The 25,339-nt window shown below is 73.3% G+C and carries 22 protein-coding genes and 1 pseudogene; 15 read left to right on the top strand and 8 right to left on the bottom strand.

Annotation, left to right across the window (positions count from 1 at the left end; all coding sequences use genetic code 11):
* The first annotated feature begins 155 nt into the window (after window positions 1-155).
* From AB0O19_RS18315 to AB0O19_RS18300, 4 genes are read left to right on the top strand one after another with little or no spacing between them, the layout of a single operon-like run.
* Window positions 156-647, top strand: coding sequence for a hypothetical protein (locus AB0O19_RS18315; protein WP_363620601.1), 492 nt, complete (start codon window positions 156-158; stop codon window positions 645-647).
* On the top strand, window positions 637-1,728 hold the full coding sequence (locus AB0O19_RS18310; RefSeq protein WP_363620600.1) for a peptidoglycan-binding protein: 1,092 nt from the start codon (window positions 637-639) through the stop codon (window positions 1,726-1,728). Before AB0O19_RS18315 ends, AB0O19_RS18310 begins: the two co-directional genes overlap by 11 nt.
* A complete protein-coding gene (locus tag AB0O19_RS18305; RefSeq protein WP_363620598.1) occupies window positions 1,725-2,435 on the top strand; it encodes an ABC transporter ATP-binding protein in 711 nt (236 codons plus the stop codon). The genes AB0O19_RS18310 and AB0O19_RS18305 overlap by 4 nt, the downstream gene beginning before the upstream one ends.
* Window positions 2,432-3,628 carry an ABC transporter permease gene (locus AB0O19_RS18300; protein ID WP_363620596.1) on the top strand — a complete coding sequence of 399 codons (1,197 nt, stop codon included), beginning with the start codon at window positions 2,432-2,434 and terminating at the stop codon, window positions 3,626-3,628. Before AB0O19_RS18305 ends, AB0O19_RS18300 begins: the two co-directional genes overlap by 4 nt.
* A gap of 102 nt (window positions 3,629-3,730) precedes the next feature.
* Here the strand turns inward: AB0O19_RS18300 and AB0O19_RS18295 are convergent, their stop codons facing one another.
* On the bottom strand, window positions 3,731-4,936 hold the full coding sequence (locus AB0O19_RS18295; protein WP_363620593.1) for a serine hydrolase domain-containing protein: 1,206 nt from the start codon (window positions 4,934-4,936) through the stop codon (window positions 3,731-3,733).
* A gap of 402 nt (window positions 4,937-5,338) precedes the next feature.
* On the opposite strand from AB0O19_RS18295, the gene AB0O19_RS18290 reads away from it, so the two are divergent.
* The 8 genes from AB0O19_RS18290 to AB0O19_RS18255 all read left to right on the top strand — a co-directional run bounded on the left by AB0O19_RS18290 (window position 5,339) and on the right by AB0O19_RS18255 (window position 14,272).
* The gene (locus AB0O19_RS18290; protein ID WP_363620591.1) at window positions 5,339-5,782 is read left to right on the top strand and encodes a MarR family transcriptional regulator; all 444 of its coding nucleotides are present in this window, start codon (window positions 5,339-5,341) and stop codon (window positions 5,780-5,782) included.
* Between the two features lie 115 nt (window positions 5,783-5,897).
* Window positions 5,898-6,800: an oxaloacetate decarboxylase gene (locus AB0O19_RS18285; RefSeq protein ID WP_363620589.1), complete on the top strand. Its 903-nt coding sequence runs from the start codon at window positions 5,898-5,900 to the stop codon at window positions 6,798-6,800.
* Window positions 6,801-6,849: 49 nt separating this feature from the next.
* Window positions 6,850-8,289, top strand: coding sequence for a 3-isopropylmalate dehydratase large subunit (locus AB0O19_RS18280; RefSeq protein ID WP_363620587.1), 1,440 nt, complete (start codon window positions 6,850-6,852; stop codon window positions 8,287-8,289).
* Window positions 8,286-8,966, top strand: a complete 681-nt coding sequence (gene leuD / locus AB0O19_RS18275) for a 3-isopropylmalate dehydratase small subunit (protein ID WP_363620585.1) — start codon at window positions 8,286-8,288, stop codon at window positions 8,964-8,966. Before AB0O19_RS18280 ends, leuD begins: the two co-directional genes overlap by 4 nt.
* A 455-nt stretch (window positions 8,967-9,421) precedes the next feature.
* Window positions 9,422-9,676, top strand: coding sequence for a hypothetical protein (locus AB0O19_RS18270; RefSeq protein WP_363620583.1), 255 nt, complete (start codon window positions 9,422-9,424; stop codon window positions 9,674-9,676).
* A 330-nt stretch (window positions 9,677-10,006) separates the two neighbouring features.
* Window positions 10,007-11,170 (top strand): protein-L-isoaspartate O-methyltransferase, encoded by a 1,164-nt coding sequence (locus AB0O19_RS18265; protein ID WP_363620581.1) that lies wholly within the window; start codon window positions 10,007-10,009, stop codon window positions 11,168-11,170.
* A gap of 426 nt (window positions 11,171-11,596) precedes the next feature.
* Window positions 11,597-12,340, top strand: a complete 744-nt coding sequence (locus AB0O19_RS18260) for a hypothetical protein (RefSeq protein WP_363620579.1) — start codon at window positions 11,597-11,599, stop codon at window positions 12,338-12,340.
* Between the two features lie 222 nt (window positions 12,341-12,562).
* On the top strand, window positions 12,563-14,272 hold the full coding sequence (locus AB0O19_RS18255) for an FAD-dependent oxidoreductase (RefSeq protein WP_363620578.1): 1,710 nt from the start codon (window positions 12,563-12,565) through the stop codon (window positions 14,270-14,272).
* Here AB0O19_RS18255 and AB0O19_RS18250 read toward each other — a convergent pair.
* Window positions 14,256-15,305, bottom strand: coding sequence for a polyprenyl synthetase family protein (locus AB0O19_RS18250; protein ID WP_363620576.1), 1,050 nt, complete (start codon window positions 15,303-15,305; stop codon window positions 14,256-14,258). The genes AB0O19_RS18255 and AB0O19_RS18250 overlap by 17 nt on opposite strands.
* Before the next feature lie 390 nt (window positions 15,306-15,695).
* On the opposite strand from AB0O19_RS18250, the gene AB0O19_RS18245 reads away from it, so the two are divergent.
* Both AB0O19_RS18245 and AB0O19_RS18240 read left to right on the top strand, forming a co-directional pair.
* On the top strand, window positions 15,696-16,904 hold the full coding sequence (locus AB0O19_RS18245; RefSeq protein WP_363620574.1) for a cytochrome P450: 1,209 nt from the start codon (window positions 15,696-15,698) through the stop codon (window positions 16,902-16,904).
* Window positions 16,901-17,131 carry a ferredoxin gene (locus AB0O19_RS18240; RefSeq protein ID WP_363620572.1) on the top strand — a complete coding sequence of 77 codons (231 nt, stop codon included), beginning with the start codon at window positions 16,901-16,903 and terminating at the stop codon, window positions 17,129-17,131. The genes AB0O19_RS18245 and AB0O19_RS18240 overlap by 4 nt, the downstream gene beginning before the upstream one ends.
* A 57-nt stretch (window positions 17,132-17,188) precedes the next feature.
* Here AB0O19_RS18240 and AB0O19_RS18235 read toward each other — a convergent pair whose 3' ends face one another.
* The 5 genes from AB0O19_RS18235 to AB0O19_RS18215 all read right to left on the bottom strand — a co-directional run bounded on the left by AB0O19_RS18235 (window position 17,189) and on the right by AB0O19_RS18215 (window position 23,133).
* Complete coding sequence (locus AB0O19_RS18235) at window positions 17,189-17,803, bottom strand: TetR family transcriptional regulator (RefSeq protein WP_363620570.1); 615 nt, start codon at window positions 17,801-17,803, stop codon at window positions 17,189-17,191.
* Window positions 17,804-17,932: 129 nt separating this feature from the next.
* The gene (locus tag AB0O19_RS18230; RefSeq protein WP_363588929.1) at window positions 17,933-19,561 is read right to left on the bottom strand and encodes a thiamine pyrophosphate-binding protein; all 1,629 of its coding nucleotides are present in this window, start codon (window positions 19,559-19,561) and stop codon (window positions 17,933-17,935) included.
* Window positions 19,558-20,658, bottom strand: coding sequence for an agmatinase (speB, locus tag AB0O19_RS18225; protein WP_363620568.1), 1,101 nt, complete (start codon window positions 20,656-20,658; stop codon window positions 19,558-19,560). Before speB ends, AB0O19_RS18230 begins: the two co-directional genes overlap by 4 nt.
* A gap of 127 nt (window positions 20,659-20,785) precedes the next feature.
* The gene (locus AB0O19_RS18220) at window positions 20,786-21,637 is read right to left on the bottom strand and encodes a class II aldolase/adducin family protein (RefSeq protein WP_363620566.1); all 852 of its coding nucleotides are present in this window, start codon (window positions 21,635-21,637) and stop codon (window positions 20,786-20,788) included.
* A gap of 11 nt (window positions 21,638-21,648) precedes the next feature.
* On the bottom strand, window positions 21,649-23,133 hold the full coding sequence (locus AB0O19_RS18215; protein ID WP_363620564.1) for a sodium:solute symporter: 1,485 nt from the start codon (window positions 23,131-23,133) through the stop codon (window positions 21,649-21,651).
* Window positions 23,134-23,389: 256 nt separating this feature from the next.
* On the opposite strand from AB0O19_RS18215, the gene AB0O19_RS18210 reads away from it, so the two are divergent.
* Entirely contained in the window at window positions 23,390-24,952 is a 1,563-nt protein-coding gene (locus AB0O19_RS18210) for a PucR family transcriptional regulator (RefSeq protein ID WP_363620563.1), read from the top strand.
* 50 nt (window positions 24,953-25,002) lie between these two features.
* Here the strand turns inward: AB0O19_RS18210 and AB0O19_RS18205 are convergent.
* Window positions 25,003-25,339: pseudogene (locus AB0O19_RS18205) on the bottom strand (hypothetical protein); the annotation flags it as partial.

Below are 25,339 nucleotides of genomic sequence, written 5' to 3'. Positions count from 1 at the left end.
GACCCACCTTTCGTCGCCGTAAAGGTCTCGGCTGACAGCGGCGAAATGCGGGTGCGTGCCAGCCTCTGCGTGGCCGGAGTGGTCGGCCACTGGTCATCGGCCACTCGTCATCGGCCACTGGTCATCGGACACGGAGGAATTCCATGCGGAACCACATGCGGAACCACAGGTACGGCGCGGCGGCCGCGCTGGTGGCGGGGATCGCGCTGTTCGCCACGGCCTGCGGCGGAGGCGCCACGGGCTCCGGCGGGGGCGGCGGCTCGGACTCGTCGGGCAAGGGCGCGGCGGCGGACCAGGCCTACGAGCACCGTAAGTGTCTGCGCGAACACGGCGCCCAGGTGAAGGAGCCCGAGCCGGGCCAGGACCCGCGGGCCATGGTCCTGGAGGGCGGCCAGGACAAGATGGCGGAAGCCCTCAAGGCCTGCGGGGGAGTCGGTGGCGCGGGTGGCGCGAAGATGTCCCAGGCCGACAAGGACAAGGCCCTCGAATTCGCCCGGTGCATGCGCGGTAACGGTGTGGACATGCCGGACCCGAAGTTCGACGGCGACTCGGCGATGTCGGGATCGGCGATGAAGATCCCGGAGGGCGCCGAGAAGGACAGGTTCGACCAGGCGAACAAGGCGTGCAGTGGTCAGAATGCGCAGTGAGCGCGGGCGCAGCCGCCGGACGTACCTGATCGCCGTGTTGGCCACCTCGGTCACGCTGGCGGGCGGGGTCACGGCCCTCTCGCAGACCGGAGGCGGCGGCAACGCCGGCGTGGACCGCACGGACGGGCTGCCGCCGAGCACGGGCTCGGTGGAGCGGCAGGACCTGAGCAGTCGGACCAGGGTGGACGGGGTCCTCGGTTACGCCGAGGAGCGCCGGATCAACGCCGGTGTGCCGGGCACCCTCACCTGGCTCCCGGAGGCCGGCGCGGTGGTGAAACGCGACGGGGTTCTCTACGAGGTCGACGGCCGGAAGGTCCGGCTCATGGTCGGCGAGCGCCCGATGTACCGGACGCTGAAGGCCGGCGACGAGGGGCCGGACGTCAGACAGCTGAAGGAGAACCTCCGCGACCTGGGCTACGGCAAGGGGCTGGCCGCGGACGAGAAGTTCACCGCCGGTACGGCGGAAGCGGTCAAGCGCTGGCAGAAGGCCCACGGCCTGGCCCAGACCGGCGAGATCGGCCCCGAGCAGATCGTCTTCTCGCCCGCTCCGGTGCGGATCAAGAAGAACGACGCGGCCGTCGGCGACCAGGCAGCTCCCGGCAAGCCGGTCCTCACCGCCACCGGTTCCGAACGGCAGGTGCAGATCAAGATCGAGGTCTCCCGGGCCGACCTCGCCAAGCCCGGCACCCGGGTCGAGGTCGACCTGCCCGGCGGCGGCAGGGCCAAGGGCAAGGTCGCCTCCGTGGACCGCACCATCGGCGAGGACGGCAAGGAGCAGGGCTCCCCGGACAAGCCCGCCAAGATCACCGCCCGGGTGGTCTTCGACGACCCGGGGCAGGCGGAGGGCTTCGACCAGGCGCCCGTCACCGTCGAGCTCGAAGGCGAGGTCCACAAGGACGTGCTGACCGTACCGGTCAACGCACTGCTCGCGCTGTCCGGCGGGGGCTTCGGCGTCCAGGTCGTGGAGAACGGGAAGGTGCGCGAAGTCCCGGTCCAGCTCGGCATGTTCGGACAGGGCCGGGTCGAGGTCGGCGGGACCGAGCTGACCGAGGGGATGAAGGTCGGGGTGCCCAAGTCATGAGCGCGGTGGTCGAGTTGAACCAGGTCACCAAGGAGTATCCGGGCGGGGTCACGGCGCTGCACGGAGTGGACCTGCGCATCGGACGCGGCGAACTGCTCGCCATCGTCGGCCCTTCGGGGTCGGGCAAGTCCACCCTGCTGCACATCGTCGGCACCCTGGACCGGCCCAGCGCCGGATCCGTCACCCTGGCGGGCCACGACGTCGCCGCCCTCTCCGACCGCAGGCTGTCCGCCCTGCGCGCCCGGCACATCGGCTTCGTCTTCCAGTCCTTCCACCTGGTGGCCGGGGTCAGCGCCCGGGACAACGTCGCCGAGGGCCTGCTCTACTCGGGCCTGCCGCGCGCCCAGCGCCGCAGGCGCGCGGCCCTGGCCCTGGAGCGGGTCGGGCTCGCGGACCGGATGCACCACCGTCCGCACGAGCTGTCGGGCGGCCAGCGGCAGCGGGTGGCCATCGCCCGGGCGGTGGTCGGCGAACCGGACCTGCTGCTGGCCGACGAGCCGACCGGCGCGCTGGACTCCGCCTCTAGCGAAGCGGTGATGGAGCTGCTGTACGACCTCAACGCCGAGGGTGCCACCATCGCGGTGATCACCCATGACGGCGAGATCGCCGAGCGCCTGCCACGCCGGGTCCGCATCCGCGACGGCCGCGTCGTGGCGGATCTGCGCACGGGCGCCGCAGACCCGGCCGATCGGGGTGGGGAGCGATGAGTCGCACACGGCTCTCCCCGGCCCGGCTCGGCCCCCGCGACGTCCTCCACGTCGGCTCGGCCGGCCTGCGCACCCGGCCGCTGCGGGTGGTGCTGTCCGCGCTGGGCATCGCCATCGGCATCGCCACCATGATCGCGGTGGTCGGCATCTCCTCCTCCAGTAAGGCCCAACTCCTCAGGCAGCTCGACCAGTTGGGCACCAACCTGCTGGTGGCATCCCCTGGGCAGGGGCTGTTCGGCGAGAAGGTGAAGCTGCCCGAGGAGTCGATCGGCATGCTGAGCCGCGTCCCCGGGGTCGAGCAGGTCGGCGCGACCGGGGACCTGGCGCAGTCCGTCAGACGCAGTGAGAAGATCCCCAACGACGAAACCGGCGGCATCACCGTGAAGGCCGCCACCGAAGGACTGCTGGACGTCGTGCGCGGCGCGGTCGGCTCGGGCACCTGGCTCAACGAGGCCAACGGGCGCTACCCGTCGACGGTTCTCGGACACGTCGCGGCCCGGCGCCTGGGCATCGCCGCCCCCGGCCAGCAGGTCCACATCGGCGGCCAGTACTTCACCGTCATCGGCATCCTCGACCCGCTGCCGCTGGCTCCCGAGATCGAACGGGCCGCCCTGGTCGGCTGGGACGGCGCCGGCGCGCTGCTGGGCTTCGACGGCCACCCGACCCAGATCTACGAACGGTCGACGGACCAGACGGTCGGCGCCGTCCGCGCGCTGATCCCACGCACCGTCGACCCGCAGAACCCGCACAACGTGCAGGTCACCGACCCCTCCGCGGCACTCCAGGCCAAGGCCGCCACCGAGGGGGCGTTCACCGACCTCCTGCTCGGACTGGGCGGGGTGGCACTCCTGGTCGGCGGCGTCGGGGTCGCCAACACGATGATCATCTCAGTGCTGGAGAGGCGCCACGAGATCGGACTGCGCCGCTCCCTGGGCGCCACCAGGGGCCAGATCCGTCTCCAGTTCGTGACGGAGTCCCTCCTGCTCTCCGGACTGGGCGGGCTGGCCGGCGTGGCCCTGGGCGCGGCCGCCACCTACGCCTTCGCCGCCTCGGGCGGCCTGCCCTGGGTGATCCCCTTGTGGGCCGTCACCGGGGGCTTCGCCGCCACCTTGCTCATCGGTACGGTCGCAGGCCTCTACCCGGCCGTCCGGGCCTCCCGACTCTCCCCGACCCTCGCCCTCCACGCCGGCTAGTCCTGGCCGGTCGATCTCGGCGGATCAGCCTGCGGCGCCCCGGCCGAAGGCTGGGGGCGCCCCGGGCCCGGCAAGATCGACCGGACCTGGCCGGCCGGCGGATCAGGAGCCCGGGCAGAACTCCGCCTTCAGCTCGTCGGTGAACAGGTCGATCGGCCCGCTGCCGCCGTTCAGCCAGTCCCCGTTGACGTTGGTGGAGATCAGGTGGCGGCCGTCCCGGCTGCCGTAGGTGTAGGTCCACGAGCCGTTGATGGCACCGCCCATGCCCCAGACGGTGGTGCAGGGCAGGTTGACGGAGCTGACGCCCAGGCCGTAGGCGGCGTCCTTGATCCACTTGTCCGCCGGCGTCGGGACCATCGTGAACATCTCCTGCTGCTGGGCCGGCGGCAGCAGTCGTCCGCCCAGCAGGGCGGCGAAGAAGGTGTTGAGGTCGCGGGTGGTGGAGATCATGTCGCCGGACGCCCAGCCCCAGGACGGGCTCAGCTCGGTCACGTCGTGGTCCGGAGTGTTCGGGTCGGTGTACCCGAGGTGGGAGTACGCCCGCCCGTGCGGTCCGTGGATGGTGACGTCGTCGGAGGCGGGCTCGTAGGTGCTGGTGAGGTCGAGCGGGGCGGTGATGCGCTGCCGGATCTGCTGGGCCAGGGTGCTGCCGGAGGCCCGTTCGACGATCATCCCGGCGAGGACGTAGTTGGTGTCGGAGTACGTCCAGCCGGTGCCGGGGGCGAAGTCGGGTCGGTGGGCGCGGGCGATGCCGACGAGCCGCTCGGGGGTGAAGTCGTCGAAGCGGTGCTGCAGGAAGGGCTCGTGCCAGAACTCCTTCCCGATCTCGTCGTCCATGGCGAAGTTGGGGACCCCGCTGGTGTGGTTGAGCAGCTGCCGGACGGTGATCCGGTCGGGCTGGTAGCCGGGGGCGTCGAGGACGCCGGGCAGCCAGTGCTCCACGCTGTCGTCCAGGCTCAGCCGGCCCTCGGCGGCGAGCTGGAGCACGACGGTGGAGACGAAGGTCTTGGTGGTGCTGCCGATCCGGAACCGGTCCTGCTCCTGGCGGGGCCGCCCGGTGGTGATGTCGGCGACGCCCGCGTCGCCGAACCAGCGGTGGCGCCCGTCCCGCACCTCGGCGACCGCGCCGGGGAGCCCACCGGTCGTCACGCCCTGCTCGAGCACGGCCTGCACGCCCTGGTGGCGGTCCCGCTGCCCGGCCTGCCCGGCGGCCTGGTCGGCGAACACCGGTGCGGCGGTGGTGGTGGCGGCGGCGAGCACGGCCCCGGTGAGCAGGGCGGTGACGGCGGCGCGGGCGGTGGTCCTCATGTCGTGTTCCCCTTCGGCGGTGTTTCCCGTTGACGGAGAGAACGCTCCCTCGAATTCACGACACCGTCAACATCAACCCCATGGCCAGTTGTGCATCACAGCAGGTCAGTTGACAGATTTCCTTGCAATGTGACTGCTTGTGAATGCAACACCTCGGCACTTCCATTGCAAAGATCGGCCCGCCGCCGGAGCGGCCGCGGTTGACCTCCCGCCCACCGACGTGGAAGTCGAGCCCGTGCGCGCCGCAGCGGTCACCGACCCGGCGGTCGCGGCAGCCCTCGCTGCCACGCGCGGGCCGTCCTCGGTCGCCGCGAATCCGAGGGCCAGCTCGCCTCAATTCAGTAGCTAAAACTACGTAGTTCATACTTGACAGTCCAGGCTACTGACTTTAGCGTGGACGGCATGGAACAGAACGCCGCGAGCGCCACCGATTCGGCAGTCCGGGCGGCCCGCGACCTGCGGGTCCTCCTCAACCGTCTGCGCCGACGCCTCAAGGAGAGCGAGGATTCGCACGGGCTCACCCCGTCGCAGACCTCGGTCTTCAGCCGGCTCGCGGACGGACCGACGACGGTCGGTGATCTGGCCGCCGCCGAGCGGGTCCGTTCACAGTCGATGACCAACACGATCGCCGCGCTCGCCGAACGCGGCCTGATCGAGCGCCGGCCGGATCCTTCGGACGGACGCCGCCAGGTCATCTCGCTGAGCCCGCAAGGGCTGGAGCAGCTGAAGGGCAGCCGGCACACCCGGGAGGAGTGGCTGGCCGGCGCGCTCCAGGAGCGCTACACCGCCGCCGAGCGCCGGTCCATCATCGAGGCGCTCACCCTGCTGGAGCGACTGGTCGAGTGACACCTCGCCCCCTGACGTCCGTTCAGCGCGTCCCGGAGCGAACCGATTCCGGCCGGCGGCCCGGCCCCGGGCCCGGCTGCGGCCGACGAGAACGAATCAAGGAGGACGAACGACCATGAGCCGTGCCGCGAAACTCAAGGAACTCATCCTGTCCCGCGAACTGCTGGTGATGCCAGGAGCCTTCGACCCGGTCAGCGCCAAACTCGCCGAGCAGGCCGGCTTCACCGCCCTCCAGTGCACGGGCGCGGGCATCTGCGGAGTCCACCTCGGGCGCCCGGACTACTCCATGGTCTCCATGGACGACATGGCCGCCTGCACCGCACGCATCGTGGACGCCGTCTCCGTCCCGGTCATGGGCGACGGTGACACCGGCTTCGGCAACGCGGTCAACACCCACTACACGGTCCGGGCGTTCGAGCGCGCCGGTGCCGCGGGCGTCAACCTGGAGGACCAGGTGGTGCCCAAGCGGTGCGGGCACCTGGACGGCAAACGGCTCGTCGATCTCGACGAGGCCACCGCCAAGATCCGGGCAGCCGCCGACGCCCGCCACGACCCCGACTTCGTCGTCAACGCCCGCACCGACGCACTGGCCCTGGAGGGCATGGCGGGAGTGATCCGGCGCGGCAACGCCTACCTGGCGGCCGGCGCCACCATGGTCTTCGTCGAGGGCGTCACCAGCCGCGAGGAGATCCGCGCGGCGGTCCGCGGCATCCGCGGGCCCGTGGCCGTCAACGTGATCGAGGGCGGCAAGTCCCCACAGCGCCTCACCTTCACCGAACTGCAGGAGCTGGGCGTCGCCCGGGTCAGCCTGCCCGCCGTGCTCCTGCTGGCCGCCATGGGTGGCATGCGCACCGCGCTGCGGCGGATCCGCGAGGACGACGGCACCGCCGACCTCGGCGACCTGCTCGTCCCCTTCCGCGAGGCCCACGACCTGATGGGCATGCGCGAGGTGGAGGAACTGGAGGAGCGCTACCTGCGCCCCCTGACCGGCACGGCGCCCACCACCGCCCGACGATGACCCCTGCCTCGCCCACCCGCACCTCCCGCCACCGAAGGAGGACCGCACCATGACCACCGAAACCCACAACCACACCGCCACCGCCTCCGACACCGACCGTCGCCGGTCCGTCATCGCCAAGATCTGGGACCAGCACGTCGTCGCCGAACTCGACGACGACACCTGCCTGCTGCACATCGACCGGATCCTCCTGCACGACCGCAGCGGCGGGCTCGCCCTGCGCGCCGTACGCGACGAGGGGCGGCAACTGTTCGACCGCTCCCTGGTCTTCGGCACCATGGACCACGTCGTCGACACCCGCCCCGGCCGCACCGACGCCACACCCGTGCCCGGCGGCGCGATGTACATCGACGCCTTCCGCGCGGAAGCCCGCCACCAGGGGGTGACCCTGTTCGACATCGGCGACCCGCGCCAAGGCATCTCCCACGTCGTCTTCCCCGAACAGGGCATCGCCCTACCCGGCACCACCATGATCTGTGCCGACAGCCACACCCCCACCCTCGGCGGTATCGGCGCCCTCGCCTGGGGCGTAGGCGTCACCGAGTGCGAACACGCCCTGGCCACCCAGACCCTCGCGGTGCGCCGCCCCGCGGCAATGCTCGCCCGATTCGAGGGGACACCGGGCGAACACGTCACCGCCAAGGACCTCGTCCTGGCCCTGATCGCGAACATCGGCGCGGGCGGCGCGGCGGGCCACGCCGTCGAGTTCGCCGGCCCCGCGATCAGCGCCCTCTCCGTCGAGGCTCGCATGACGCTGTGCAACATGGCCGTGGAGGCCGGCGCCCGCACCGGCATCGTCGCACCCGACGACAAGCTCCTCGCCTACCTCAGGGGCCGCCCCCACGCACCCGCCGGACCGGCCTGGGACCAGGCCGCCCGCGCCTGGCTCGACCTGCGCAGCGACCCCGCGGCCCGCTACGACCGGACCACCACCCTCCAGGTCGACGGCCTCGGCCCCCAGGTCACCTGGGGTACCAGCCCGCAGCACGCCACCGGAATCGACGGGACCGTCCCCCACCCCGACGAACTGGTCGACCCCCAGGCCGCCCGCCGCGCCCTGGACTACATGGACCTGCGACCCGGCACCGCGCTCACCTCCGTCGCCATCGACGCGGCCTACCTCGGCTCGTGCACCAACGCGCGGCTCGACGACCTGCGCGCCGCCGCCGCCGTCCTGCGCGGCCACCGGGTCGCCGAAGGGGTCACCGCCATCTGCGTGCCCGGCTCCACCGCGGTGCGCCGCGCCGCCGAGGCCGAAGGGCTGGACCGGGTGTTCACCGACGCGGGCTTCCAGTGGCGCGAATCCGGCTGCGGCCTGTGCTTCCACGCCGGCGGCGACCGCTTCCCGGACGGCGCCCGCGTCATCAGCTCCACCAACCGCAACTTCGAGAACCGCCAGGGCCCCGGCGTGCGCACCCACCTCGCCAGCCCCGCGACCGTCGCCGCCTCCGCGCTCGCCGGCCGCCTCACCGACCCCCGGGAGCGGTGACCACCGTGCAGCCCTTCCACACGCTGACCGGCATCGCGGCACCCCTGCTGCACGCCGACATCGACACCGACGCCATCGCACCCTCCCGGTTCCGCCCCGCGACGCTGTCCAAGTACGGCTACGAGGCGGCCCTGTTCGCCGGCCTGCGCTTTGACGAGGACGGCGCACAGCGCCCCGGCTTCGTCCTCGACCAGACCCCCTACCGCGACGCCGTCATCCTGGTCACCGGCCCGAACTTCGGCTGCGGCAGCTCGCGCGAGACCGCGGTCTGGGCCCTGCGGGACTTCGGCATCCGCGCCGTCATAGCCCCCTCCTTCGGCTCGATCTTCGAGACCAACTGCCTGCGCAACGGCCTGCTGCCACTGTCCCTGCCGCCCGCCGAACACCGGCAACTCGTCGAGGCGGCCTTCGCCCCCGCGGCGAGCGCGCGCCTGCGCATCGACCTGGACACCTGCCGACTCACCACCGCAACCGGCCCCCAGCCCACCTTCACCACCGGTTTCACCATCGACGAACGCTCCCGCCAACAGCTCCTCAACGGCCTGGACCCCATCGGCGAGACCCTCCTCCTGCGCGAGACGATCACCCGCTTCCGCACCCGGGACCGCCGCCACCGCCCCTGGAACTACCCGGCCCCTCCGCCCCGCCCGCAGGCGGGCCGGTGCCCAGCTGACTGATCCCAAGGGCCCGGCAGCGGCGGGGGAGTACGGCGGCCGGTCGTGACGCCTGCGGGCGGGTTCGCCGAGGCGGCCGCCGGGCGCCGGGCGGCTCGGCGTCCGTGCGCCGGTGCGCGGCAGCCGCGCACCGAAACGCCTCAAGCGCAGCATGTTCGGCCGAGCGAAGCCACCCCTGCTCCGCAAGCGACTTCTCCTGATCGCCGCCGGCCGACGCCCCCACACGGCGGCGATCCCCTGACCGACTACCCTTTGCCGACCCGGGCCTGACGGTCCAGGAACTCGATCAGTCGCGTTTCCGAACGAAGAAGCCGTTCCCGTTGCTCCTGGGGAAGAGAAGCGAGTGCGTCGGCCAGCACTTGCTTCCGTGGAACGTGCACCACGTTGCCGGAGTAGACCCTGCAGCCGGAACACCAAGCGAATCCGATGCAGCGCTCGAACATGGAGGACTCGGGCGGATGGAAGCGGTACTGGTACGCGCGGACCGGCGCTCCGCAGGCTGCGCAGATCCGGCGTTCGTCGTCGAAAGCGGCCCACCCGGTGATGACCTTGCGCCAGTGCTGCCGCCCGGCGGGTGTTCTTCAAGTCGTCATGCCGAGCATGATCTCGCCGTGAGCCGCCCGCCACAGGTCTCAGTCAAGCTCGGACCGGCGACGGACCGTAACGGCCTCACGAGCCACTTCGCGAAATCCGCGCCTGAACCCCTGATCTGACCCCACTTTTCCGAGGTGAGGTCCAGACCCCGTCGCAACGCAAGACCCCAAAGGTGTTGCAACGACCGCTGGAACCCAAGACCCGTCGGCGCGGCGGACGCTCTCGTGCGCGCCCCGTGGGTGCTCCTGCACGCCGTCTACCGCGTGGCGCGGAGGTGCGCGAGGATGGGCGGCCGACCGTGTCCGGCACATGACCGAAGGGGAAGTGACGATGGGTGAGCACGAGAAGCCGCCACCGGATCCTCAGAAGGGCACGCCGCCTCCCAACAACGCCGACGGCGAGGTCCCTCCGGCTCCGCCGTCCGACGGCAAGCACCGTAAGTAAGAACCGTGGCTGACGAGGACTTGGCCGGGCGCCGGGCGCGCCTGGACGCGGAGATGGAGCGGTGCGGGGCGTGGCCGGCCGCTTCGCCGTGGCTGCGTGGCGCCTTCACCGCGCTGCCGCGCGACGCGTTCGCGCCGGACCGGCTGTGGCGGTGGGACAACCGGGCCTACGTGCCGCTCGACCGCTCGGCGGATCCGGACGGCTGGGCGGCCGAGCTGTACTCCGGCGTCTACTCCGCGGCCGTCACCCAGCTCGACGGCGGCCGGCCGTCCTCGTCGCTGTCCGCGCCCTCGGTGGTGGCGGACATGCTGGACAGCCTCAGGGTGGAACCGGGGCACCGGGTGTGGGACGTCGGCACCGGCCAGGGCTGGACGGCGGCGCTGGCCGCCTGGCGGGCCGGGCCCGGCCTGGTCGTGACCACCGAGGTGGACGGGCACCTGGCCGAATCCGCGCGCGCCCGCCTCGCGGCCGCCGGACTCGACGCCGAGGTCACCCTGGGCAACGGCACCCGCAGCGGCCCGCCCGGCGGCGTCCCGGTCGACCGGCTCCACGCCACCTACGCCGTGGAGACCGTCCCCTGGTCCTGGGTGGCGGCGGTACGGCCGGGCGGACGGATCGTCTATCCCTGGGGGCGGCTGGGCCACGTCGCCCTGACCGTGGCCGACGACGGACGGTCCGCCACAGGATGGGTCCAGGGCCTGGCCCAGTTCATGGGCGACCGGCACGGCCCGGCACAGCCGAGCACCGGCAGCGCCGCCTTCGCGCAGGTGCGCGGCGGTACCGAGCCCGAGACCCGCCAGGCGCTGGACCGTGACTCGCAACTGCTGGACGACTGGGACCTGCGGTTCGCCCTGCGGGTGGCCGTGCCGGACGCTGTGGTGCTCACCGCCCGGGACGACGACGGCCTCAACGCCTGGATCCACGACGGCACCCGGTCGTGGGCGACGGTGACCGCGCGCGGCGACGGCGAGGCGCCGCTGCTTCTTCAGGGCGGACCGCGCCGCCTCGGGGACGAGGTGGTCGCCGCCTGGACCCGGTGGGAGGAACTCGGCCGGCCGGACCGCTACGACTACGGGATCACCGTCACCCCTGAGGAGCAGTGGGCATGGCAGGGCGGCCCGGGCGGCCCCCGTTGGCCCATCGTGCAGGCAGCCCCGGCCGGACGCTGACCGGGGCGGCGCGGCGGGGACACCGTCGCAGCGCTCCGAGCGCCTGCTCGGCGACGGCGCGTCCGGCGTCCCCCGGGCGACGGCCTCCGTTCCCCGTGGACAGCCCAAAGAAATCCACGAGATCTCAACTCCTGCAAGCCGAAGGTGACTTGCGGAAGATGGTCGTGTCCATCCCGCTGACCGACGACGAGCAGGCAGCCGTCGAGGACGGCCAGTCAGCCATGCACCGGTTACTCGACCGCCTCGCCGACACACCCACTCGGGCCGGACCGGCACCACGCGATCTGGACGTGGCGGTGTCGGCCCGCCTCCTGAGGGTGGGGTGTCCGGAGGCCGGCGTGCCCAGGAGCGGCCCGAACCACCGCCCTGAGCGGCGGCCACGCACATTCACATGACAGCCGCGGCCGGCTCCGCGATCCTTTGCCGATGGCCATAGAACCGGACCTTCTCAGCCTGAGCATCGTCTGCCCGCCGCCCGGCGAGGGAGGCGTGGAGGTCCGCCCGTTCGTCAGCGGCCGGGATCTCCTGGCCGCCCTGTCCCTCCGTAACAGGGAATCAAGCGGCCCCCCGTTCGTGGGATCAGGCCCCCGGTATCTCCTGGGCCGGGGCGGGCCGTTGCATGCCACTGGAACGCCCCATGAGGTTCGGCTCGCTCGATCCGGATGCGGCTTCGAGCGGTGCTGCAGTGCTCTGTACGTCACGGTCACGCGCGACGAGGAGCATGTCGTCTGGGCGGGCTGGCGCGACCCGGCCGAGCGGGGCTTCGACCTGCCGGAGTTTCGGTTCGCCGCGGATCAGTACGAGGCCGAGGTCCTGCGAGCCGAAGGGGACCGCAGCTGGGAGTGGCCGGCAGCAGTGGTCGCGACGCTGCTGGAGGCGGGGCTGAGGGGACGCGAGGACTGGCTCGCCAGGTGGGAGTGCGAGTTGGAGGCCGTCTGGGCCTTCCGAGGGGAACCCGGTCGGATCGACGTCGTCCTGAGGCATCCCCCTGGCCGGGACGATACGGATCTGCCTTGGGCCCAGTTCCTGATGACCCTCCCGATCTCCGCGGACGACCCGTCGGACCAGGCCGAGCACCTTGAAGCGCAGTTGACCGCAGGCGATCCCCGTGCCACCGCCGAGCTCTGCGGCGGCTACCAGCCGGAGCAGGTCGGCTACCCGTGGCCGTAGCCGGCCGACCCGCTGTAGCGGGTGCGGCCCTGCGTGTCGATCCACATGCCGAGGTCGATGCCGGCCCGGCGGCTCGGGCCGACAACGAGGCCGCGGGGTGCAGGGGGTCGCGGGGACGGGCTTCGCCGGGGTGACGGCCACGACCTGCTCTATCGTTCCCGTACGGATCGGGTGGGACAGGTAGGACGGGCGGGCGGCCGTGGGCCGGGGGAGGGGCGTGCGGTGTCGGGGCGTTCGGGCCGGACGGTCACGGTGTTGGGCGGTGGGGTGGCCGGGCTGACGGCGGCCATGGAGCTGGCGGAGCGCGGCTTCGAGGTGACCGTGGTGGAGCCCTCGGGGTGGGGAGGGAAGGCCCGTAGTGCCTCGGTTCCGGGGACGGGTACCGGCGGGCGGCTCGACCTGCCCAGCGAGCACGGGTTCCGGTTCTTCCCCGGCTTCTACCGGAGCCTGCCGGACACGATGCGGCGGATCCCCCTCCCGGGATCGCCCTCGGGCGTGGAAGGCAACCTGCGGGAGGCACCGCAGATGCTGTCCGCCCGGTCGGGGAGGATCGGGGAGACGGTCTCCGACGTGTCCCTGGCCGCCGGTCCGAGGACGCCCCTGCAGATCCTGCGGGCCCGGGGCATGAAGCTGGGCGCCGGGGGAGAGCTGAACGAGGAACTGCTGTACTTCGCCAACCGGCTGCTCGTCTACATGACCAGCAGCGCGCAGCGGCGGCTGGGGCAGTGGGAGCAGATGTCGTGGTGGGACTTCACCGCCGCCGACGGAGCCTCCGAGGAGTACCGGAAGGTGTGCGTCGTCGGGGCGACCCGTACGGTCGTGGCGGCCAGGGCGGAGGTGTGCAGCGCGCACACCGTCGGGGGGTTCCTGGAGGCCTTCGGCTACGGCTTCCTCGGCCGGGGCGAGGCCCAGGCAGCCGACCGGGTCCTGAACGCCCCGACCAGCACCGCCTGGATCGACCCCTGGGTGCGGCACCTGGAGCGGCTGGGGGTGCGGCTCGAACTCGGTTGGCAGGTGGAGCGCCTGACGGTGCGGGGCCGCGTTGTCGTCGGCGCCGTCCTGCGCGGCCCGGGCGGCCGCCGGCGGGAAGCGGTCGCCGACTGGTACGTGTGCGCGCTCCCGGTCGACCGGATCGGGACGCTGCTGGAGCGCGGCCTGGCCGAGGCGGACCCGGAGCTGAAGAAGACGGCGGACCTGCGCACCGACTGGATGGTCGGCCTGCAGTTCTACCTCACCGAGCCCACCCCGATCACCCGCGGCCACGTCATCTACCAGGACTCCCCGTGGGCCCTGACCTCCATCAGCCAGGCGCAGTTCTGGGACACCGACTTCCGCGCCACCTACGGCGACGGGACGGTGGCCGACTGCCTGTCGGTCGACATCTCCTCCTGGGACACCCCCGGAATCCTCTACGGCAAGCCGGCCCGCGACTGCACCCGGGCCGAGGTCGTCGCCGAGGTCTGGGCCCAGCTCGCCGACGCCCTCAACGACGGCCGCCGCCGGACCCTCCACGACGGCCTGCTCCACTCCTGGCACCTGGACCCGGCCGTCAAGAACCTCGACGGCCCCGGTCCCGCCACCAACGACGAGGCCCTGCTGATCAACACCACCGGCTCCTGGACGCTGCGCCCGCGGGCGCGAACGGCCGCGGTGAACCTGTTCATGGCCGGGGACTTCGTCCGCTGCCCGGTGAACCTGGCCACCATGGAGGGCGCGAACCAGAGCGGCCGGGCGGCGGCGAACGCGCTGCTGGAGGCCGCCGGGCACGGCGCCGAGCCGGCCGTGGTCCATGCCCTGTACGAGCCGCAGGAACTGCGCCGCCTGAAGGAGGTGGACGCCGCGCTCTACCGGCAGGGTCGTGCGCACATCCTCGACACCCCGGCGCCCTGGTCCTCCCGCGCAGGGGGCGACCGGTTCAGTGCGACCGGTTGACGATCAGTTCGCAGAGCGCGTCGAGGTCGGCGACGGCACCGGCCACCGCGCCGGGGCCGTCGGCGAGGCTCCGCAGACGGCGTCGGGCCCCGTCCGCGTGCTCGGCGGCGCGCTCCGCCGTCCAGCGCCGGCCGCCGGCCTCCTCCACCAGCCGGGCCAGCTCCGCCTCCCCGGCCCGGCCAGGGCCGGCCGACAGCGCGTAGCGGCGGGCCAGTTCGTCGCCCGCCACGGTGTTCGAGGCCATCGCGGCCACCACCGGCACCGAGAGCTTGCGGGCCCGCAGGTCCGCGAAGACCGGTTTGCCCGTGACCGCTTCGTCGCCCCAGATCCCCAGCAGGTCGTCCACCAGCTGGAACGCCATGCCCAGGTCGTGTCCGAACGCGGCCAGGGTCTCGACCTGCGCCGGCCCGCCGCCGCCGTAGAGGGCGCCCAGCCGACAGGCGCAGGAGATCAGCGACGCCGTCTTGCCCGACACCATCTCCAGGCACTCGGACAGCTCGACGCGGGGCGCGGCCTCGAACAGCACGTCCAGGCTCTCACCGACCGCGAGCTGGATGAGCGTGTCCAGCAGGGCCGTCGACGCTTCACCGGCGACGGCTTCACCGGCGCATGCTTCGCCGTCGGGGCCTGCGAGCACCTCGAACGCCAGCATCAGCAGTGCGTCGGCCGACCGGGTCGCCGCGCCCGGCCCGAACACCTCCCAGGCGGAGGCCCGGTGGCGACGGAGCGCGTCGCCGTCCAGGACGTCGTCGTACAGCAGCGACAGGTTGTGCACCATCTCCACCACCACGGCGGCGGGCACCGCCCGCTGCGGGTCCCCTCCCACCGCCCGGGCGCAGCCCAGTGCCAGGGCCGCTCGAACGTTCTTGCCGCCGTGCCGCGGGTGAGGGGATCCGTCGCGGGTCCATCCGAACTGGTAGGCCGCCACCTGGCCGACCGCGCCCTCCAACTGTCCGACCCAGCGCCGCAGGTGCGCCTCACAGGTGGCAGCCGCGTCCTTGAGGACCGATTCGGCCCGCGCGCGATCCGACAACACCCGCCACCCCCTGCCTCCCGACCCGGCCGCCGCCCCACACCTTCGCGGCACCCGGGCGAGCGTACGCGACCGCGTGGCCCGGCGGTCCTGCGATCGGCCGAGGACCGGCAGATGCGGACGGCGTGCGGGCGCGGCTGATGCCCCGAGGGGGCCGTGCCGCAGGTGTTCTTCACCGAGCCGGGGCCCCGCCCGGTCACCGGACGGGCCGATTTCGCCGGGTGGCTGACTGTGCGTGCCGACGGTGTTACGCTCCCGAGAGAAGAGAGAGCTGACTCTCACTTGTTGGGCCGGGACGCCGCTCATCCGCCCTGGTCCGGACGTGCAGGAGAGGGCGGTTCTGCCAAGCGTTCGCTGCTCTTGTGGCCTTTGGCCGGTGAGGAGACCACCATGACCGCCCCCGCACCGCAGTTACCCTTCGAGCGCCCCGACGCCCTGGACCTGGCGCCGCTGTTCGCGCGTCTGCGCGAGGAAGGTCCGATCACGAGGGTGACGACACCCGCTGGCGACCCGGCCTGGCTGGTGACCCGGTACGAGGAGGCCCGGGAGGTTCTGAGCGACGCCCGGTTCTCCCGGCTGCGCCCCGATTCCGAGGGCGCGCCGAGGATCTCGGAGTCGGCGCTGCACACGCGCCCCGCCCCCACGCCCGAGGAGGAGGACCGCGAGCACACGCGGATGCGGCGGATGCTGGCGCCCGCGTTCAGCGCGCCGCGGATGCGCCGGCTGGGCGAGCGGATCGGGGAGCTCGCCGCATCCTGCCTGGACGCGATGGAGGAGGAGCGCTCACGGGAGCCGGAACGCGCCGTCAACCTGCACGACCACCTGTCGTTCCCGTTGCCGGTGATGGTGATCTGCGAGCTGCTGGGTGTGCCGGTCGCGGACCGGGGCCTGCTGCGCGGCTGGTCGGAGCGGATCGCCGCGCTGTACGGCGGGGCCGACGGCGCCGCGGCCATGGCCGAGTTCGAGGCGTACGTGGCCGGCATCGCCGAGGAGAAGCGGAAGAAGCCGGGGCAGGACGTGATCAGCGACATCCTGGCCGTGCAGGCGGAGGACCCCTCGTTCACCGAGGGGGAGATGACCCGGCTGGCGGTGGGGCTGCTGTTCGCCGGCCACGAGACGACGTCGGCCCGGATCGACCTGGGCGTCCTGTTCCTGCTGAGCGACACCGGCCGGCGGGACCGCTTCGCCGCCGAGCCCGAGACGCTGGCCCGCGCCACCGTGGAGGAGGTCCTGCGGATGGCCTCGCCCGGTGGCCTGGGCCTGACCCGCTACGCCCGCGAGGACGTCACCGTCGCGGGGGCCGCGATCGCGCGGGGCGAGGCGGTGCTGGTGGCGATCAACGCCGCGAACCGGGACGGGAGGGTGTTCGAGGAGCCGGACACCTTCGACCCGTCGCGTTCCCCCAACGCGCACCTGGCCTTCGGGCACGGCGGTCACTACTGCATCGGCAACGTGCTGGCACGCACCGAGATGCAGGTCGCGCTGACCGCGCTGTTCCGGCGCTTCCCCGGCCTGCGGCTGGCGGTGGACGCGCGGAGCCTGCGCGACCACGCCGAACGGCTGGCGGGCGGCCTCAGCGAGGTCCCGGTCCTGTGGTGAACGGGGAGCAGCCGCGCGAGCGGCCGGTCGCGCGGGTGGAGGCGGACACCTCGCGGTGCGTGTCGTCGGGGCAGTGCGCGGTGACCGCGCCGCTGGTGTTCGACCAGGACGAGGCCGGTCAGGTCGTCGTGCTCGCCGTCGAGCCCGGCGCACGGGCGGCGGAACTGGCCCGCCAGGCGGCCGCCATGTGCCCGGCCTCGGCGATCAAGGTGCACCCGGCGCGCTAGCGGTCAGTGGTGTCGGCCGCCCCCACCGCGCGAGGGCGGCCGGCACCCGCCTCGGTGTCAGGGTGTGCGGGTGTGCAGTGCGGGGGCGGGGCAGGGCAGCGGGCGGGCCCCGGTGGGGGTGAGGCTGTCGAGGGTGAGGGCCAGGTAGCGGCGCCAGCCGTTCTCGTGGGGTTCCATCGTCCACAGTACGGAGACCAGCATGACGACGATGCGGTGCAGGTCGTCGGGTACGAGGTCGGCGCGGATCACACCTGCGTGCTGACCGCGCGCCAGGAGGGCGTCGAGGGCGGCGAAGAACTCCTGCCCGGTCGCCGGGGTCAGGACGCCGGCGGAGCGGGCGGCGGCCAGCACGTTGTAGTCGCCGGCCACTGATTCCAGTGCCGCTTCCAGCACGCGGGCCAGTCCGGAGGCGGGGTCGGGGTCGTGGGCGGCAGCCTGGATGACGGGGCGGACGTTCTCGGCGAAGCGCTCGTTGAGTACGGCCCGCAGCAGCGCGGCCTTGTCGGGGAAACGGCGGAAGAGCGTGGCGGCTGCGACGCCGGCCCGGCGGGCCACGTCGTCGAGGAGGGCGTCGGGGCCTTGTTCGGTGAAGACCTCCCGGGCAGCCCGGATGATCTTTTCCGCGTTGCGGGCGGCGTCGGCGCGCAGCAGCCGGGGGGAGTCGAGGGCCATTGCGGCAGCCTATCCAAGGGGCGGCGAAACGGTGCCGGACGGTCCGGGTACGTGGTGGTGTGCGATCAGGTCGACGGGGGGAGCACGCCGGGCGCGGGCAAGGCCGGGCCGTCGCGCTCCCCCCGTGGTTCAGGCGTCCAGGTGGGTGGGCGCGAACATCCGCAGCAGGGCGGGCAGGACCAGCACGTTGGGGCCCGGGGCGGCGAGTGCGGCGGCCAGATCCCGTGCGAGGTCGTCGGGCGTGGTGAAGGCGGCCGGGACGCCGAAGGACTCGGCCAGGCGGACGAAGTCCGGGCGGGCCAGTTCGGTGGCGGTGGCCTCGCCGAAGGCGCCCGTCATGTACTCGCGCAGGATGCCGTAGCCGCCGTCGTCGATGATCAGCCAGGTGACGTTGAGGCCGAGTTGGCGGGCGGTGGCGAGTTCGGCGAGCGAGTACATCGCGCCGCCGTCGCCGGAGACGGCGAGGACCGGGCGGCCGCCCGTGGCCACGGCGGCGCCCAGTGCGGCGGGGTAGCCGTAGCCGAGGCCGCCGGCGCCCTGGGCGGAGTGCATCGCTCCGGGGCGGCGGGCGTCGAAGGCGGACCAGGCCCAGTAGCCGAGGATCGTCATGTCGAAGAAGACCGGGGAGTCGTCCGGTAGCGCGTGGCGAACGGATGCCAGCAAGTCCTGTTCGAGTTCCAGCCCCTGGCCGTCGATCCGCTCCTGGACGCGCTTGAGCAGTTCGGCGGTCACCGCCTCGGCCCGTCCGTCCGCTGTGGCGGCCGGTACCGAGTCGGAGAGGGCGGCCAGGGCGAGGCGGGCGTCGGCGTGGATGCCGAAGGCCGGGTGGTTGGCCTCCAGCTTGCCCGCGTCGGCCTCGATCTGGATGATCCGGCCGCGCGGCGCCAGGGTGTGGTAGTTGCTGGACAGTTCGCCCAGGCCGGAGCCGACGACGAGCAGGACGTCGGCGTCCTCCAGCAGGTCGGTGGTGTGGCGGTCCTCCAGCCAGGACCGCAGCGACAGCGGGTGCTCCCAGGGGAAGGCCCCCTTGGCGCCGAAGGTGCAGGCCACCGGGGCCCGCAACAGCTCGGCCAGCCGCAGCAGTTCGTCACTGGCTCCGGCCCGGACCACGCCGCCTCCGGCCAGGATCACCGGGCGTTCGGCCTCGGCCAGCAGCACCGCGGCCTCGGCGACCAGCTCCGGGCGGGGGACCGGCGGCCGGGGTTCGGCGCGCAGCCCGGTGACCGGGGGTACGGTCACCGGCGCGAGCAGGACGTCCTGCGGGATCTCCACCCACACCGGCCCGTACGGCGCGCTCAGCGCCGACTCCCAGGCGGCGGCCAGCGCGGAGGGGATCTGTGCGGGGGTGCGGGCGGTGTGCACGGACTTCACCACGTCGCGGAAGCTGGCCTGCTGGTCGACGAGTTCGTGCAGGTAGCCGCGCCGCCGTCCACCCAGTCCGGCCGAGGGGATCTGGCTGGAGACGGCGAGCACCGGCACCGAGGCGGCGGCGGCCTCCTGGAGCGCGGCCAGCGAGGTGAGCGCGCCGGGCCCGGTGGACAGGAACAGCGGGGCCACCGTCCCGGCGGTGCGGGCGTAGCCGTCGGCGGCGAAGCCGGCGTTGTTCTCCACCCGCAGTCCCACGTAACGCAGGTCGGAGCGGCGCAGCGCGTCGAACAGGCCGAGGGCGTGCTGGCCGGGCAGGCCGAAGACGCAGCGGGCGCCGAGCGTGGCGAGTGACTCGACCACCAGGTCGCCGCCGTTGCGGAGGTGCGTCATGCGCGCACCTCGCCGGTGGCGTCGTGGGACTCCGTACGGGCGTCCGTACGGGCGTCGGTACGGGCGCCGGCGCGGCCGTCCGGGCGGCCGCCCGCACCGGCTCGCGGACCCTGCTCCGTCCGTTCGCCCGCGATCTGGCGGGCCATCAACGTCGTCAGCTCGTAGGCGGTGTGCGAGGCGGCCACGGCGGTGATCTCGGCGTGGTCGTAGGCGGGTGCGACCTCGACCACGTCGGCGGAGACCAGGTGGCAGCCGCTCAGGCCGCGCAGGATCTCCAGCAGCTCGCGCGAGGTGAGTCCGCCGGCCTCGGGGGTGCCGGTGCCGGGGGCGTGCGCCGGGTCGAGCACGTCGATGTCGATGGAGATGTACAGGGGGCGGTCGCCGACCCGCTCGCGCAGCTGTTGGGCGACCTCGTCCACGCCGCGCCGCAGGACGTCGGCGGAGGTGACGATGCCGAAGCCGAGCTTCTCGTCGTCGGTGAGGTCCTGCTTGCCGTAGAGCGGCCCGCGGGTGCCGACGTGGGAGAGGGCGGAGGTGTCCAGGATTCCCTCCTCGACGGCCCGGCGGAACGGTGTGCCGTGGGTGTACTCGGCGCCGAAGTAGGTGTCCCAGGTGTCCAGGTGGGCGTCGAAGTGCAGCAGCGCGACCGGCCCGTGTCGACGGGCCACGGCGCGCAGCAGCGGGAGCGCGATGGTGTGGTCGCCGCCGAGGGTCATCAGCCGGGCGCCGGTGTCCAGCAGTTCGCCGGCGGCTGCCTCGACGGTGTCGACCGCCTCGTGGATGTCGAACGGATTGGCGGCGATGTCCCCGGCGTCGGCGACCTGGGCGAGTGCGAACGGCGAGGCGCCCTGGGCCGGGTTGTAGGGGCGCAGCAGCCGGCTGGCCTCGCGGATCGCGTTGCCGCCGAAGCGGGCGCCGGGCCGGTAGGAGACGCCGGTGTCGAAGGGCACGCCGACGACCGCGACGTCCGCGCGCGGGACCTGGTCGATCCGGGGCAGGCGGGCGAAGGTGGCGGGCCCGGCGTAGCGCGGTACGCGGGAGGAGTCGGTGGGGCCGAGGGGGCTGTGGGGGGCGTGGGGGTCGGGGGCGGTGCTCATGGCAGCTCCTGGAGTCGGTCGGGCGGGGCGCTGTCGGGGCGTTGTCGGGGAGTCGGCGTCGGGGAGCCGCGGTCGGGGCGTCGGCGTCGGGGCGTCGGCGGGCGGGGGTCGCGCCGGGTCGACGGGGTCAGTTCGCGTGGTCGGGGGCGATCCGGTCGGCGAGGCGCAGGAGGGCGGCCCAGGCCAGTTCGGCGGCCCGGTCGTCCTGGAGGTCGGATCCGTGCTCCTGGCCGGTCAGCTGGCGGGCGGTGAGCTCGGCGGTCTCGCGGGACGGCAGGACGAGCGGGCCGCCGCCGGCCTGGGCGGCGATCTGGATCTCGCAGGCCTTGTCCAGGTAGTACATCCGCAGGAAGGCCTCGCCCGGGGTGCGGCCGACGGTCAGCAGGCCGTGGTTGCGCAGGATCAGCGCCGGGTGCCCGCCGAGGTCGGCGACCAGTCGCTCCTGCTCGGCCAGGTTGAGCGCGACGCCCTCGTAGTCGTGGTAGCCGACCCGGTCGTGGAACTCCATCGAGATCTGGTTGAGGGGTAGCAGCCCGTCCCGCTGGGCGGCGACCGCGCAGCCCGCCCGGGTGTGCGTGTGCAGCACGCAGTGGGCGTCCTGGCGGGCCGCGTGGACGGCGCTGTGGATCACGAAGCCGGCCGGGTTGACCGGATGGGGGGTCGGCTCCACCGGGTTCCCGGCCAGGTCGATCTTGACCAGGTCGGAGGCGGTGATCTCCTCGAACAGCAGGCCGTACGGGTTGATCAGGAAGTGCTGCTCGGGGCCGGGGACGCGGACCGAGATGTGGGTGAAGATCAGGTCGGTCATCCGGAGGTGGGCGACCAGCCGGTACACGGCGGCGAGTTCGCGGCGCAACCGGGCCTCGGTCGGTGCGGGCGGCGCCGTCGGTCCGGACGGTCCGAGCGGGGCGGGTGGCCCGGACGTGACGGTCGGTGCGGTCGGTGCGGACGTGACGGTCGGTGCGGTGGGCAGGCCCATGAGGCTTCCTCTCAGAGCGCGGCGGCCGGGGCGGTGGCGGCGGGAGCGGCCGGGGTCGCGGCCTGCCCGGCGAGCCGGCCGCGCCAGTGCTCCAGCACGGTGGCATCGGTCGGGCGGGTGGCCAGGCTGACGGCCAGGTAGGCGACCAGGCTCACGGCGAGGCCGAAGTAGATCGGCTCGTTGGCGAGGACACCCTTGGCGGCCATCAACGCGATCACGGTGCCGCCGCCCGCGATCATCGCGGCGAGCGCGCCCGGCAGGTTGCCGCGCCGCCAGACCAGCCCGCCCAGGATCGGCACCAGCAGACCGCCGACCAACAGGTTGTACGCGACGGTGAGCGCCGAGATCACGTCGTCCAGTACGCAGGCGACGCCGATCGACAGCACTCCGAGAGCCACGATCGCCAGCCGGTTGGACCGCACCTCGTCATGGTCCGTGGCCGCGGCGCCTGGCCCTCCCCGGCCGACGAGCGTGCGTACCCGGGCCCAGATGTCGTTGTTGGCCACGGTGGCGGAGGCGATCAGCGCGCCGCTCGCGGTCGACATCATCGCCGACAGCGCCGCCGCCAGGACCAGGCCGCGCACCCCGGCCGGCAGCGTGCTCTTCACGATGGTCGCGAACGCACTGTCAGGGCTGGCCAGTTGGGGGTAGAGCGCCTTGGTGGCCATCCCGATCACCGCGCCGGCGACGGCGTACGCCAGGCAGTAGGCGCCGGCCACCGTGCCGCCGTACGTGGCCACCCGGTCGGTGCGGGCGGTGAACACCCGCTGCCAGATGTCCTGGCCGATCAGCATGCCGAAGGTGTAGATCAGCACGTAGGTGAAGATGGTGTCGCCACCGATCGAGCCGAACGAGAAGTAGCCGGAGGGCAGTTCGGCCTTCAGCCGGGCGAGGCCGCCGGCCTTCACGACGGCGACCGGCAGCAGCAGGAACAGGACCCCGATGCTCTTCACCACGAACTGCACCATGTCGGTGAGGGTGATCGACCACATGCCTCCGAGCGCCGAGTAGCCGACCACGATGGTGCCGCCGATCACCACGGCCGCCCAGCGGGGCACGTCGAACAGCACGTCGAAGACGCTGGCGTAGGCGATCGTCGAGGTCACCGCCAGCATCAGGGTGTAGACCCACATGACCACGCCGGAGATCACGCTCGCCGCCCCGCCGTAGCGCAGCGACAGCATCTCGGCCACGGTGTACACCCGCAGCCGGGCGATCCGGGCGGAGAAGAGGATGCTCAGCGCCAGCAGGCCGAGCCCGATCGCGAACACCATCCAGGCGCCCGACAGGCCGTAGGAGTAGCCGAGCCGCACGCCGCCGATGGTGGACGCGCCGCCGAGGACGACGGCGGCCATCGTCCCCGTGTACAGCACCGGGCCCAGACGGCGGCCCGCGACGAGGAAGTCCGCCTTCGAGGAGGCGCGCCGCTTGCCCCACCAGCCGACGCCGACGATGCCCAACAGATAGCCGATCATCACGACGTAGTCGAGGGTCATGGGGTGGTCCTCCGATCCGGCCGGACGCGCTGGGGGGAGCGGGCCGGGCCAGGGCTGTGGGTGGGGGAACAGGCAGGCGACGGGCGGGACTGGCAGGGCTCACAGGAAGGGCGGGGAGCGGGGGGACGAGCCGGGGGCGCCCGAAGGAAAACGCCGTGCGCTGAACCTAAACCGCCCCACCTGGCCTGCAGAAGTATCGGTTTCATCCAATATCGTGGGATCAGATGTGCAAAACCTCCGACGAAAGGCCGCCGGCGTGCCCAACCCAGCCCCCGCTCCCGCCTCCGGCAGCCCCGCCGTCCCGTTGACCGTCCTGCTCGCCGACCCCGCGCTCGGACTGCGCCAGATCGCCGGACCGCTCGACGACCGGCTGATCGGCACCGTCGGCACCACCGAGGTCGAGAACCCCGGCCCCTACCTGCTCGGCGGCGAACTGCTGCTCACCGCCGGAGTCCGCCTCCCGAAGGACGCCGAGGGCATCGACGCCTACGTACGCTGCGTCGTCGAAGCGGGCGCCGCCGCACTCGGCTTCGGCGTCGCACCGGTCTACGACGAGGTGCCGGCCGACCTGGTCGCCGCCTGCGACCGGCACGGCCTGCCCCTGCTACGGGTGCCCGACGGCACCCCGTTCGTCGCCGTCGGCCGGGCCGCCTACTCGGCGATGGCCGAAGCCGCCCACCGCGGCCTGCGGCAGATCTCCGAAGCCCAGTCCGCACTCGCCTCCGCGGCCGCCCGCCCCGACGCGCTGCGCGCGGTCGTCCAGCAACTCGCCGTGCACCTGGGCGGTTGGACGGCGCTGCTGGACGGACGCGGCGTCGAACTGTTCAGCGCCGGAGCGCGCCCGCCCGTACCGGTCCCGGCCGAACTGCGCGCCCTCGCGGAACGGACCACCGCGCGCGCAGCGGGCCGCGCCCAGCCGCCGACCGCCGCCGCCCAGCACTACGCCGGGCGGCACCTGACCGTGCGGACCCTGCCCGGCTCGGACGGTTCCGGCGGCCCGCTCACGCTCGTCACCGCCGCCGAGGAGCCGCCGACCGCCGTCCACCGGTCCGTGGCCGGGGTGGCCGTGGTACTGCTCTCGCTGCTCACCAGCCCGCGGCACGCGCTCGGCACGGACGCCCGCAGCGCCGGAGCCCTGGTGCGGCTGCTGCTCGGCGCCGCACCGGAGGAGGCGGCGGCCGCCCTGCTGCCGCCCGACGGGGCCTGGGTGGTCGTGCACGGCCGGCTGACCGGCCGGGCGGGCGGCGGCGGGGAGGCCGTCCAACTCGCCGCCCTCGGCACCGCCCTCGGCACACCGCACCTGAACCTGGACGGGACCCGGCTGCGGGCGCTGCTGCCCGGCTCGGCGGCTCCGGACCGGGTCGTGGACACCGACTCCGCCGCCCGGCTCGGCTGGACGCTCGGCGTCAGCGCGCCCGCCCCCACGGCGGAACTGAGGACCGCCGACGCCCAGGCCGACCGGGCCCTGCGTCACGCGCTGGCCACCGGTGCCGCCGCCGTCCACCACCGCGAGGCCGTCGGGCCGAGCGTCCACACCCTGGTCGCCCCCGAGGACGCCGCCGCCCACGCCCGCAGCACCTTCGCCCCGCTGGCCGCCGCGGGCACCCCCGGGCCGGCCGTGCTCCGGGAGACCCTGCGCACCTGGCTCGCCCTGCACGGCAGCTGGGACCGCACCGCGGCGGCGCTCCAGCTCCACCGCAACACCGTGCGCCAACGCATCGCCCGGGTCGGCGAGTTGCTCGCCGTCGACCTCGGCGACGCGGAGGTCCGGATGGAGCTCTGGTTCGCCCTGCACTGGCTCCCGCCCGGCGCGGACTGACCGCGGGCCGCCACCGCCGTCCGGCGGCGAGACGTTCGTGCGGGGCCCGGTCAACGGCGGGACAACACCGCGACCTCCCAGCCGAAGCCCACCACCAACCGGCCATCCGGCACCACGGCCACCGCGCAGACCGGCAGCGGGAACACCAGCTCCGGCCCGACCTGGTCGCCGGTGGTCAGGTCCCAGGTCCGCACCGTGCCGTCGTCGCCGCCGGTGACCGCCAGTGGGCGGCCGTCGACCACCGCCGTCGCCACCGTGTTCACGTCGCCGGTGTGGCCGGTCAGGGGCTCGCCGACCTGGTCGCCGGTGGTCAGGTCCCAGGTCCGCACCGTGCCGTCGTCGCCGCCGGTGACCGCCAGTGGGCGGCCGTCGACCACCGCCGTCGCC

Origin of the sequence: Kitasatospora sp. NPDC091276 (assembly GCF_040684355.1) — a bacterium.
Classification (GTDB): domain Bacteria; phylum Actinomycetota; class Actinomycetes; order Streptomycetales; family Streptomycetaceae; genus Kitasatospora.
Note: the sequence above shows the minus strand (reverse complement) of the source record. Positions and strands in the feature narration are given on the sequence as shown.